General features: G+C 36.9%; 14 protein-coding genes. 11 read left to right on the top strand and 3 right to left on the bottom strand.

Annotated elements, in window-relative coordinates; genetic code table 11:
• The first annotated feature begins 5 nt into the window (after nt 1-5).
• Genes GD441_RS02490 through GD441_RS02505 form a run of 4 tightly spaced genes read left to right on the top strand, consistent with a single transcriptional unit; the run spans nt 6 to nt 2,274 of the window.
• On the top strand, nt 6-578 hold the full coding sequence (locus GD441_RS02490) for a nicotinate-nucleotide adenylyltransferase (protein ID WP_153123327.1): 573 nt from the start codon (nt 6-8) through the stop codon (nt 576-578).
• Nucleotides 579-602: 24 nt separating this feature from the next.
• Nucleotides 603-1,178, top strand: coding sequence for a bis(5'-nucleosyl)-tetraphosphatase (symmetrical) YqeK (yqeK, locus tag GD441_RS02495; RefSeq protein WP_153123329.1), 576 nt, complete (start codon nt 603-605; stop codon nt 1,176-1,178).
• Nucleotides 1,175-1,531 (top strand): ribosome silencing factor, encoded by a 357-nt coding sequence (rsfS, locus tag GD441_RS02500; protein WP_153123331.1) that lies wholly within the window; start codon nt 1,175-1,177, stop codon nt 1,529-1,531. The genes yqeK and rsfS overlap by 4 nt, the downstream gene beginning before the upstream one ends.
• Complete coding sequence (locus GD441_RS02505) at nt 1,528-2,274, top strand: class I SAM-dependent DNA methyltransferase (protein ID WP_153123333.1); 747 nt, start codon at nt 1,528-1,530, stop codon at nt 2,272-2,274. The genes rsfS and GD441_RS02505 overlap by 4 nt, the downstream gene beginning before the upstream one ends.
• 137 nt (nt 2,275-2,411) lie before the next feature.
• Here the strand turns inward: GD441_RS02505 and comER are convergent, their stop codons facing one another.
• Entirely contained in the window at nt 2,412-3,239 is an 828-nt protein-coding gene (comER, locus tag GD441_RS02510) for a late competence protein ComER (protein WP_153123336.1), read from the bottom strand.
• 96 nt (nt 3,240-3,335) lie between these two features.
• Between comER and GD441_RS02515 the strand changes: the two genes are divergently transcribed.
• From GD441_RS02515 to GD441_RS02525, 3 genes are all read left to right on the top strand, one after another.
• Nucleotides 3,336-3,953 carry a helix-hairpin-helix domain-containing protein gene (locus tag GD441_RS02515; protein WP_153123338.1) on the top strand — a complete coding sequence of 206 codons (618 nt, stop codon included), beginning with the start codon at nt 3,336-3,338 and terminating at the stop codon, nt 3,951-3,953.
• Nucleotides 3,954-4,031: 78 nt separating this feature from the next.
• Entirely contained in the window at nt 4,032-4,592 is a 561-nt protein-coding gene (locus GD441_RS02520; RefSeq protein ID WP_153123340.1) for a ComE operon protein 2, read from the top strand.
• 76 nt (nt 4,593-4,668) lie between these two features.
• A complete protein-coding gene (locus GD441_RS02525) occupies nt 4,669-6,993 on the top strand; it encodes a DNA internalization-related competence protein ComEC/Rec2 (protein WP_191992080.1) in 2,325 nt (774 codons plus the stop codon).
• An 83-nt stretch (nt 6,994-7,076) separates the two neighbouring features.
• Here GD441_RS02525 and GD441_RS02530 read toward each other — a convergent pair whose 3' ends face one another.
• A complete protein-coding gene (locus GD441_RS02530) occupies nt 7,077-7,211 on the bottom strand; it encodes a YqzM family protein (RefSeq protein ID WP_153123344.1) in 135 nt (44 codons plus the stop codon).
• Between the two features lie 312 nt (nt 7,212-7,523).
• Here GD441_RS02530 and holA point away from each other — a divergent pair, with 312 nt between their 5' ends.
• Nucleotides 7,524-8,540: a DNA polymerase III subunit delta gene (gene holA / locus GD441_RS02535; RefSeq protein ID WP_153123346.1), complete on the top strand. Its 1,017-nt coding sequence runs from the start codon at nt 7,524-7,526 to the stop codon at nt 8,538-8,540.
• Between the two features lie 41 nt (nt 8,541-8,581).
• Here the strand turns inward: holA and rpsT are convergent, their stop codons facing one another.
• Entirely contained in the window at nt 8,582-8,845 is a 264-nt protein-coding gene (gene rpsT, locus GD441_RS02540) for a 30S ribosomal protein S20 (RefSeq protein WP_153123348.1), read from the bottom strand.
• 254 nt (nt 8,846-9,099) lie between these two features.
• Between rpsT and gpr the strand changes: the two genes are divergently transcribed.
• The 3 genes from gpr (at nt 9,100) to GD441_RS02555 (ending at nt 11,924) form a co-directional block, all read left to right on the top strand.
• Nucleotides 9,100-10,218: a GPR endopeptidase gene (gpr, locus tag GD441_RS02545; RefSeq protein WP_153123350.1), complete on the top strand. Its 1,119-nt coding sequence runs from the start codon at nt 9,100-9,102 to the stop codon at nt 10,216-10,218.
• A gap of 168 nt (nt 10,219-10,386) precedes the next feature.
• On the top strand, nt 10,387-11,580 hold the full coding sequence (gene spoIIP, locus GD441_RS02550; protein ID WP_153123353.1) for a stage II sporulation protein P: 1,194 nt from the start codon (nt 10,387-10,389) through the stop codon (nt 11,578-11,580).
• Between the two features lie 17 nt (nt 11,581-11,597).
• Nucleotides 11,598-11,924 carry a YqxA family protein gene (locus tag GD441_RS02555; protein ID WP_153123355.1) on the top strand — a complete coding sequence of 109 codons (327 nt, stop codon included), beginning with the start codon at nt 11,598-11,600 and terminating at the stop codon, nt 11,922-11,924.
• The last annotated feature ends 242 nt before the right edge of the window (nt 11,925-12,166 follow it).

Here is a 12,166-nt window from a genome sequence, read left to right on the forward strand (position 1 = left end):
GTGTTATGAAAAAAAGAGTAGGAATTCTTGGGGGTACGTTTGACCCGCCTCATGTAGGACATTTAATTATTGCCAATGAAGTTTTCCATGCACTCTGTTTAGATGAAGTTAGGTTTATGCCTAATCGTGTCCCTCCTCATAAAGAGAAAAAAAGCGGTACAAGTATTGAGGATCGTATTGAAATGATTAAGAGATCCATTTCAGACCATGATCATTTTAAATTGGAAACCATTGAGATCGAACGGGAAGGTCCGTCATACACATTTGATACAATCCAATTGTTAAAAAAACAAGAGCCTAATCATGAGTTTTTCTTTATTATCGGAGCGGACATGATTGAGTATTTGCCGAAATGGTATAGAATCGATGAGCTGATGAAAATCATTCAGTTTGTTGGTGTAAAAAGACCTCCGTACAATGAAAAAACTTCTTACAATGTAAAGCTAATAGATTCACCTGAAATTTTTCTTTCATCGTCCATATTACGCGAAAGAATCCGAAAGGGGATTTCTTGTAAATATCTCGTTCATGACAAGGTCTTGGATTATATCGAGAAAAATCGATTATACAGAACATGAAGAAGTTGTGGAGGTATTTTTTCTATGGAACGTGAAAAAGCACTGCAGCTTGTAAAAGAACAAATAACAGAGCATCGTTATCAACACACATTAGGCGTGGTTGAAACGTCAATCTGGCTGGCTGAAAAATACGGAGCAGACGTAAAAAAGGCGGAACTGGCTGCTATTTTTCATGATTATGCGAAATTTCGTCCTAAGGAAGAAATGAAAGAAATCATCATTAGAGAGAAAATGCCCAAAGATTTATTGGAGTATAATGAAGAATTATGGCATGCTCCTGTCGGGGCCTATCTGGTAGAAAAAGAAGCGGGCGTTGAGGATCCTGAGGTGTTAGATGCTATCAGGTACCACACCTCTGGAAGAGTAAACATGACCCTGCTTGAAAAAGTTATTTTTTTAGCCGATTATATAGAACCGGGTAGAAAATTCCCTGGAGTCGAAGAGGTAAGGGAGTTAGCTAAACAATCCTTGGATAAAGCATTGATTAAGTCGTTGCAAAATACCATCCTATTTTTAATGAAAAAAAACCAGCGCATCTATCCTGATACTTTTCATACGTATAATGATCTATTACTGAAACTGGAGGAATCTGATACATGAGTGAAAGAGACTTGCTCATTACGGCTGCGAAAGCGGCAGATGATAAAAAAGCAGAGGATATCATCGTCTTAAACATGAAAGGCATTTCCCTTGTAGCGGATTATTTTATGATCTGTCATGGGAATTCAGATAAACAAGTACAAGCCATAGCGAGAGAAATAAAAGAAAAGGTTGAAGAAAAAGGCTATGAGGTAAAAAGAATGGAAGGCTTCGATGAGGCGAAATGGGTGCTTGTCGACCTCGGGGATGTAGTGGCTCATATTTTCCACCGAGATGAAAGAAGCTATTACAACCTAGAGAGATTATGGGGTGACGCCCCAACCGAAAACATCGTAAATGAGTTGAATTCATGAGCTATCAGAAATTCGCTTTTATTTACGATGAACTCATGAAAGACGTTCCATACGAGAAGTGGCTGGAGCGGTTTTCTGAAACGATAAAGAAGTACCGGATTGAAGGCGAGAAGGTATTAGATCTTGCATGCGGCACGGGGGTGTTCTCTATCCTCCTAAAGGAAAATGGATTTAACCCTACAGGGGTGGATCTTTCTGAAGAAATGTTGATGGTCGCGTCTGAGAAAGCACAACAAAAAGGCTATCACATTCCTTTTTACCAGCAAGACATGACACAGCTTGAAGGATTGGGTACTTTTGATGCAGTGGTCATCTTTTGCGATTCCATCAATTATTTAAAAAAGGAAGAAGATGTCGTTAACGCATTTCAATCCGTTCTCAAGCATTTAAAGCCAGGCGGCTTATTCATGTTCGATGTCCATTCAGTCTATAAAATGGAGCATTTATTCCATAATCAAACCTATGCAATAAATGAAGAGCATGTATCATACATTTGGAATTGTTTTCAAGGGGATGAACCCTTAAGTGTGGAGCATGAGCTTACTTTTTTTGTGAAAAAAGCTGACCAAGACCTTTATGAAAGGTTTGACGAGCTTCATTATCAACGCACCTTTCCTATTGAGCAATACGAGGCTTGGTTAAAAAATACCGGCTTTGAGCTTTTAGAGGTCTTCTCAGATTTGGAAAATGAAGAGGTTCATGAGAAGACTGAACGCATATTGTTCGCTGCACGGAAAAAATAACAAAAGGCACATCTTTCATTAGGATGTGCTTTTTTTTATGGTAAAAAGATAGAGTGTCTATCTTAAGATAAAAACCCCATTTTCTTCGAAATTTTTTAAAAATATTAGAAGGAGTTTACTTTTGTTCGACGAATACATTAATACGGAACTCCGAACTGCCCCTCCATGCTTTTTATTTCATCCTCAAATTTTTTGTGAGTTGCTTCAAAAAGATGAATGAACATATTCCCAAGCTCTTGTTCCATTACTTTGATTCCTTCTCCCGTTATTCCACCTTTGACGCATACTTTTTCCTGAAGTGTCGGTAGAGAATAATACTCTTTTTTTAATAATTCCCCTAAGCCAACCAGCATTTTTTCTGTTAGGATGGTTGCAGTTTTTTGATCAATGCCAGTACTTTTGGTAGCTGCTTGAATAAAAGCTTGAGCCAAATAGCTAAAAAATGCAGGTCCACAACTAACAATATCTGATGAGACACGCGTTATTTTATTCTCAATTTCCAAAGGAACAGATATCTTTTCCGCAAGATCGAAAACTTTTGATTTCCACTCTTCGCTACAATTTACACCAAATGTTAATAATGAAACCCCTGCTAACGCTCTATTCGTAATACTAGGAATCCATCTCACTGTAGAGCAGGACAGAATGGAATCCAATTGTTGTACAGAAACTGGACTCGTAATAGAAATTACGCAATGTTGGCTTGTTAACATCGGTTTTATTTGCGTTAAAACAGTATATAGATCTTTGGGCTTTACACAAATAAAAATGAGGTCAGAGAAAAGCATCAATTCGTAAATATTTTCCGTTACGCGTAGAGTGTTATATTCATTTTTTAACTGTAACGCCTTTGTAATTGTTCGGTTTATCACCATCATTTCGGACGGAAAAACAGATTTAGAGTCAAGCAATGCTTCGATTAAGATCCTCCCCATGTTCCCTGTTCCGATTATCCCTATTTTCATATGCTCTTCCACCCCCTGACATAACTATTCATAAAACACTATGCAAAAAAAAATTTATTTATACCCTTTTTAAAACAAATTGGAGGTTAAGATACTATGAATCAAATTTTTAAACAAAACAAACGAATCATTATGATTGTTTTTGTCGCTTTAGCAGCAGTTGCCTATTCTTTTTTTCAATCTGCTCAAAAGAAAGAACAGGAAGGTGAAATCTTCAACTTAGAAAACCTTGAAACAACATCAGAATCAAGCAATGAAGATCAAACAGAACCTATAAACTCCACCATAAAGGTAGATGTGAAAGGAGCTGTCCATTCACCAGGAGTATATATTGGTAAACAAGAGGATAGGGTGATCGATATGATAAAAATTGCAGGAGGTTTTACTGAAAATGCCAATCAAAATGCGGTCAATCTTGCAGAGAAGATTCAGGACCAGATGGTCATTTACGTACCGAAAATGGGAGAAGAGGGGGAAGGAATCGTTTCAAATAATGACTCAAATGCTAATGCTTCAGGAGGAAAAGTAAACCTAAACTCCGCTGATGAAAACGAATTACAGACATTGCCTGGAATCGGGCCCTCAAAGGCAGCTTCTATCGTAGAATATCGAAATCAAAATGGCAGGTTTAAAAACATTGACGAATTAAAAAATATAACAGGAATAGGTGAAAAGACTTTTGAGAAATTGAAGGATTCTATTACGGTAAACTGATGTGTGATCCCCTACACAAAAAAATAAGGAGAAGGTAAAATAAGAAAAGATTGAAAATAATCAAAAAGGGGAAGGAACATGAATCGAATTAGCTGGCACCAATATTTTATGGCACAAAGCCATTTGCTTGCCTTAAGAAGCACTTGTACGAGATTGGCGGTCGGAGCTACAATCGTCCGTGACAAGAGAATCATAGCAGGAGGGTACAACGGTTCCATTGCTGGGGGAGACCATTGCATCGATAAGGGATGCTATGTCATTGATAACCATTGCGTAAGGACGATCCATGCGGAAATGAACGCCATTCTTCAATGTGCTAAATTTGGCGTTCCTACTTCTGGAGCAGAAATATATGTGACACATTTTCCTTGCCTTCAATGCTGTAAATCGATCATACAAGCTGGAATTAAAGCGGTTTACTATGCGAAAGACTATAAGAATCACCCTTATGCTGTAGAGTTGTTCCAACAGGCAGGGGTTATCGTAGAGCATGTCCCTTTAGAACAAGAAAGTATGGATCCAGCTTCAAGGGATAAAAAGGAATTAGTAGACGAGCTAATTAAAGAGATTGCCTCTTTAAGCTCTGATCAAGAAAAACATCAGCTATTTAAGGAAAAAGCGGAACGATTATTTAAGTAACTTTTTATTAGGGAACTTCCTCTGTTTTCTTGTTGTAAGCAGAGGATCCCATTATTATTTTTACAAGGAGCATAACGTGAAACAATGGTCTATATTGTTGCTAGTTGCTACTGTTTTTGGCATCCTCTCTTTTTTTCAGCCTAGCTTCAAGCTTTTTTGGCTTATGATTCTCTATCTTTATTTCCTTATTCGATTTTCAAATTGGCAAGGATTTTTGTTTTTCATTATTATATTCGGAATGTTTTACTCCTTTTCATTTCTTCACCAACATCTCCAATCAACCAAGCTCTTAGAGAAAGAGCACAGTATTATGGCTAGATTCTCCGAATTGCCTGAAGTGAACGGCAAAGTACTAAAAACCATCATATTGACTCCTCAAAAGGAAAAGCTCCTTCTTCGTTACACCTTTAAAAATAAACACGAAAAAATGCAGTTTTTGGAAGCCTATCAGCTGGGACAAACTTGTAAAATGGAGGGTGAACTTATACTCCCAGAAAAAAACCGCAATCAAAACGCTTTTAACTATCAAAAATATCTCCAACAGCAAGGGATTACATGGATTTTTAAGCCAAATGAATTCCCCTTACGATTCTGTCAAAAAGCATCTCCTTCACTTTTCGAGCAAATAAAACATGTAAGATGGAAGGGTTTAAAGACTTTAGAAAAAGAAAAGAATGAGGAATTTAGAGCATTTTCTGCTGCGTTAATTTTCGGTGAATCAAGCTGGATTGAAGAGGAAACGTATCAGTCTTTTCAAAAGTTGGGACTCGTCCATATATTGGCTATTTCTGGGTTGCATGTTGGAATGATATCCATGATTATTTTTTATATTGGCATAAGAGCAGGATTAACAAGAAGATCGGTTCAAGCGTTATTATTAATCATTTTACCGGTATACTTAATACTCGCTGGAGGTTCTCCTTCTGTCGTAAGAGCTTGCTTGATGGTCATGACATACATTCTCTTTCAATTATTTAGAACCCGTATATCTTCATTTGATATTCTGTCACTCATTTTCTCTGGTATTTTAATGTATAACCCCTATTTACTATTTCATATCGGTTTTCAGCTATCTTTTTCCATTACTTTTTCATTGTTGTTATCCGAAAGGATTCTTACTCGTTCGTATAAAGTGTGGGATGCGGCTGCAAAACTTCTCACAGCAAGCATCATTTCTCAGCTTTCTGGAATCCCTATTCTACTGTATCATTTTTATGAGGTATCTTTCATTGGTGTCATCTTGAACATTGTCTATATTCCCCTTTATACGGTAATCCTCCTTCCAGGAGTGATGCTTTGTTACGCATTGAATATGATGGATCCTTTCATTTCTTCTATTTTACAATCACCACTAGAGATGGTGTTGCATTACAGTAACACAATTGCTAATTGGGTCTCCCTACTGTCGATTACTTCCATCACATTTGGAAAAACTACTTTTTACACTACCCTTCTCCTGTGTGGATCTATTCTTAATTTATTCCTAACTTGGGAAAAGGGTTTCACAAAGAAAATGTTAAAAGCTTCTCTTTTGGTTTGCATGATTCTCGTTTATCATTTTTCAGCGCCCTGTCTCAGTCCAATTGGAGAAGTGACCTTTATTGATGTGGGACAAGGAGATTCGATTTTAATCAAACAGCCATTTGGTAAAGGAAACATTCTCATTGATACGGGAGGAGTTATGAATTTTGCTAAAGAAGAATGGGAGACCACTGATCGGATCTTCGAGCCTGGTGCTGATATTGTCGTTCCTTTTTTAAAAAGTAAAGGGATTCGTAATCTTGACAAACTTATACTTACTCATCCGGATCAAGATCATATTGGAGGTGCTATGGCAGTTATAGAATCGATATCAGTAAAAGAGCTTGTTATTGCTGCTCCTTCCATAAAGGAGTATGGCAACAAAATGGTGACAAAAGGAAAAGGGCTAAAAATCCGATTGGTAAAAAGAGGAGATACACTCCATATTGGAAATATTCGACTCTATGTGCTTGGACCAAATGAGAACCACGAGGATAAAAATGAAGAGTCCATTGTGCTTTTTGCAAAAATCGCCAATCTTAACTGGCTTTTTACAGGGGATCTTGGTAAAAAGGGTGAGGAAGAGTTGGTAAAGTCATTCCCAAAGCTTAAGATTGATGTGCTAAAGATCGGACATCACGGAAGTAAAAATTCTACTTCTTCCATTTTTATTCGTGCGATCAAACCAAAAGTAGCTGTTATTTCTACAGGGAAGAATAACCGATTTGGTCATCCGCATTCAGAAGTATTGAAAATTCTTGAAGGGGAAGGAATAAACTACTTTCGGACAGACAAAAGTGGAGCTGTTTCGTTTACGTATCGTTTTAATAAACAGTTTGGAACCTTTTCTACTCAACTTCCATACAATATTACAAATTAGCAGAACTTGTAATAATTCACAGAAGTTTCTTAATGAGCATTAGAAAGACCTCCATATGAAATGAAGGCCTATGTATGTTGTTATTAAGCTCCAACAAAATGAATGACAGTGGCAATAATGAACATTGTAGCGAAGAAACCGAAAGAAACGATGAATCCAACAGCGGAATCTACTGCATCATTACGTTTTGATTGGACATTTTTTTCAAATTCGTTCATGTCTACCCCCCCTATTTCTTTAATTAGTATAAGCGATTACAAAAAAAAAATCTACAGCTGCCTTTTTGTTTTCCTTTAATAGCAAGAGTTGTCACAAATAGTTTACATTTGTGAGGTGAAAAATATAACTACAAAGCGGTCCTTAAAAACGATTCATTCTTCCCGTCGAGGAGTAAGAACCCGGGTCTTGCTTTCAGGCGTTTATATAGATCGGGGGAATTGACCTACCGCAATCAATTCCCTCTTTTACTTGCCAAATCGTACAACCATAGTTACCATGGTAATATATTTTATAAAAGTAGGGGATTTGATTTGGTATTAGACGTATGGAAAAGCATTAAGAGAAAGGAAATTGCTCCTCTCTATTTATTATTTGGCAATGAGCCTTTCCTTATTAATGAAACGAAAAGGCTCATTGTTGAACATGCATTGAATGAAGAAGAGCTCGATTTTAATCTTTCCCAATTTGATCTGGAAGAAATACCTGTAGAGAAGGCTTTAGAAGAAGCAGAAACTTTGCCCTTCATGGGTGAGAAGAGAGTCGTTTTTTTACATAATCCTGTGTTCTTAACAACTGAAAAATCAAAATCAAAAGTTGAGCATCAGATCGCTTCACTTGAAAGATATATTCAAAATCCAGCCCCTTATTCAGTAATCGTATTATCTGCACCTTATGAAAAATTGGATGAACGGAAGAAGATTACGAAGGAACTAAAAAGAAGAGCAGTTGTTGTGGAGACCAAAAAGCTAAATGAACAGGAGCTAAAAAGCTGGGTTCACGATAAGGTAAGAGCAGCTGGAAAAAAAATGGACGAAGAGGCGCTTCGAACCCTTCTAGAGCTTGCAGGAACAAATCTAATGCTTTTAAATAGCGAAGTCGATAAAATGCTTTTGTATATTGGACAAGACGATATAATCACAAAAGAAACAGTCGAACTATTAGTTTCAAAATCACTTGAGCAAAATGTTTTTACTTTGGTAGAACTTGTCATACAGCGGAGAATTAGCGAGTCGGTATCCATGTTGCAGGATCTGCTTAATCAAAATGAAGAACCCATTAAAATTTTATCGATCATGGCTGGACAATTAAGGCTTCTTTATCAAGTTAAGGAGTTAGCTAATCAAGGCTATGGACAGCAAAGGATCGCTACGCTTCTTAAGGTGCATCCTTTTCGCATAAAGCTTGCATTAGAAAAAGTAAAGGAATTTAAGACTGATGAGCTCCTTTATCTTATGAACCAGCTTGCTGATGCAGATTATAAAATGAAGACCGGGGGTATGGATAAAGCACTTTTATTAGAGTTATTGTTCTTAAAGTTGAGCAAATAAAAAAACGATCCAAAGGTGGATCGTTTTTTTATTATGCTTAATTAAGCATTTAATGCGTTAAGCTTTTTAGTAAGACGAGATTTCTTACGGGCTGCCGCATTTTTATGGATTAATCCTTTAGATGCAGCTTTGTCTAATTTTTTAACAGCAAGTAAAAGCGCTTCTTTTGCATTTTCATCTTTGTTAGCAATTGCAGCTTCAGCAGATTTCACAGCAGTACGCATAGCAGATTTAAACATTGCGTTGTGAGCTCTTGCTTTTTCAGATGTTTTTACGCGTTTGATAGCAGATTTAATGTTTGGCATTCCGTTCACCTCCTACAAAGACATCGAGATTATATGAACTCGACTTTCAAATCGTTAACAATTAGCAACAAAGGATATTCTATCAGACTGTACCCTATATTGCAATACTCTAGTTTGGTCATTCAGGAGTTCATGGACAAGATTATACAATGAAAAAACAGTAGAAGCTATAACTAATATCAATTTTTCGGAATGAGAATCTTAAGATAAGGAAAAAAATAGAGAAAAGGATGAATTTTATTGGAGGTTAAGCGATGGATCAACATTTAGAATTAAGCCAATATTCTGTTCGTACGGATTTAGCATTGGAGGCAAACGAGATGGCTGTAGCGGAAAGAGGAGTTTCAACTACTGAAAACCTCTCTCGAATTGAAGGTGTCATCATTAAGGAAAAAGAAGTAGATGATTTAAAAGTATCTTTGGTTGAAGTTACTGAAGAAGGGGCTAAAGCGATCGGAAAGAAAAAGGGGAGTTACATCACGTTAGAGGTTCAGGGGATTCGTCAGCAAAACAGTGATTTACAGCAAAAGGTTGAAAAAATATTTGCTGAGGAATTCTCTTATTTTTTAAAAAAATTGAACTTGACGGAAGATAGCAGCTGTCTGGTTGTGGGTTTAGGAAACTGGAATGTAACCCCCGATGCCTTAGGGCCTTCTGTTGTTGAGAATCTGGTCATTACAAGACATTTATTTGAATTGGAACCAGAACAGGTGAAGGAAGGGTTTCGACCGGTCAGCGGAATTTCACCAGGTGTTATGGGTTTGACAGGTATTGAAACGAGCGACATCATTCATGGGGTTATTGAAAAAATTAAACCAGATTTTGTGATTGCGATCGACGCTTTGGCAGCTCGTTCAATTGAAAGAGTAAATTCTACGATCCAGATCTCTGATACAGGAATCCATCCAGGTTCAGGAGTTGGCAATAAAAGGAAAGAATTGAGTCGAGAGACTTTAGGAATTCCTGTCATTGCTATAGGCGTTCCGACTGTGGTCGATGCGGTTTCCATTACAAGCGACACAATTGATTTTATTTTAAAGCATTTCGGTAAGGAATTAAAAGATGGCAACCGTCCTTCCAATTCTTTGACACCAGCTGGTTTTAGCTTTGGGAAAAGAAAAAAGCTTACGGATGAAGACTTGCCTGAAGAAGAACATCGAAAAACCTTCCTTGGAATGATTGGGACACTTTCAGAAGAAGAAAAGAGAAAGCTGATTCATGAAGTTCTATCACCAATTGGTCACAACTTAATGGTTACACCGAAAGAGGTCGATGTTTTTATAGAAGATATGGCCAACTTACTTGCAAATGGATTAAATGCTGCTCTGCATGATGCAATTAATCAAGAAAATACGGGTTATTACACAAGGTAAGAAGACTAATATTTTTTTCTCATACAAAGTGATGGAAAACGCTTGTCAGTTGAGATACGTCATGCCGTGCTGAAGAATGCAATCGTTTTTCAGCGTTCTCAAAATTAGTTCTACCTTTTCTAGTATTTACATATCTATTTACTAGACAAGCTCAGAAAGGGTGGAACTATGAGACGAAACCAAAACGTAGAATTGATAACCGTAATTCGGGGCTCGACAATCATTAAAGGATTCTTTCTTATATTGGTCATGATGCTTTTTGTGTTTTCGGTGAGTGGATTATTAACTTCATTGAAACCGGAATACAGAATATCTTCTCAATCTGTTCATGAAACTGCTAGAGTTTTTTCGGGAGAAATGCTTTTTTCGTTAATATCTCAGGAAAATCATTATTTTCAAGAAGCTTTACCAAATAAAGAGCCGACACCTGCTTTGTCAAAGCAATTATTAAAACTGTCTGCCAACATCTCCTTAGATGATCCGAGAAGCTTGCTAGGAAGGGAGTTACCGGGGTTTTCAATTTTTGATAGTGAGATTTTAGTAGCTGGTGAAGGAACGAATTATACCAATATGCCATATGAATCTGCGCCTCCACCTGAAGTAATGCATTCTGAAAGAGAGGCAGCTCTTCAAAATCTTGAGGCCATTGATGAGCCAGAAAATAAATCTATAGGATCAACAAATGGAAAGAAAGTTGTCTATATTTATCATACGCACAATCGTGAGTCGTATTTACCATATCTCAAAGATGTGAAAAATCCAGATTTAGCGTATCATTCAAAAATAAATGTTACAAAACTAGGAGAAAAACTTTCTCAAGAGTTAGAAGAAAAAGGAATTGGGACATTAGTTGATAAAACAGATGTAATGGGTAATTTAACAAAAAAAGGATTAACCTTTCCGAAAGCGTATCAGGAATCAAGAGGCGTTGTTCAGCAAGCCATTGCCTCTAACAATCATTTAGAATATGTCATTGATATTCATCGCGATTCAAAAAGGAAAGAGCAAACCACTATAACGATTAATGGCAAAAATTATGCAAAACTGGCATTTGTTGTAGGTGGAGAAAACGCACAATTTCAAAAGAATGTCGCGATTGCAGAGAAACTGCATTATATGCTGGAAAAAAAGTTCCCGGGCTTATCTAGAGGGGTACTGAAGCAGCAAGGCCCCCGTGTGAATGGAAAGTACAATCAAGATCTGTCTGAAAATGCCATGCTATTGGAGTTTGGCGGAGTGGATAATACGTTTGAAGAGCTCTATCGTTCTGTTGAAGCCTTCTCCATTGTTTTCAGTGACTACTATTGGAATGAGGTAAATGCAAAGGAAGTTAACAGTGAATCGAAAACAGAAGGGAAATAATGGGTTGAGGTGCAGATATGGTTAAGTTTATGTTAAAATGCTTTTTGTTGGTTTTCGTCCTTTTCTTTGGTGTATTGTTCGGCATGCAGCAAGCGAATGATGGAATGAAAAAAATGAAGGGCTATAACGATCCTCAGTTATATAGTGCATTTCAAGTAAAAGAAGGAAAAAGTGGAACGGAAGCATCTGTGCTCGGACAAAAAGTGACCAGCCATGATTTGGAGCAAAAGAAAAAACAGCTGGAAGAAATGAAGGCCTTTAATATGTTTTCGAGTATTGGGAAAAAAATTTCAGATGTGGTTACAAATCTTTTCAGTGAAATAACAAACAAACTTTTCAATTAATATCTCTAAAAAGTTACTCAAATTTGGGATCATCCCATATGGTTGAGTAACTTTTGCTTTTTACATGTTTGATTCATTCACACTTTGAAATTCCAACATTTTTCGTAATCAAAAAATCGTATTTCTAATTTGTTATCAATACTACTATAACAATATTTCATCTGAAGCAAATGATTTATCATCTTCACTAATTGAATGTTGCTTTTTGGACTGATATAATCAAAACTAGTGTATTTGTGTCG

The sequence above is a fragment of the Peribacillus tepidiphilus genome (genome assembly GCF_009466385.1).
GTDB classification, from domain to species: Bacteria; Bacillota; Bacilli; order Bacillales; family DSM-1321; genus Bacillus_BN; species Bacillus_BN tepidiphilus.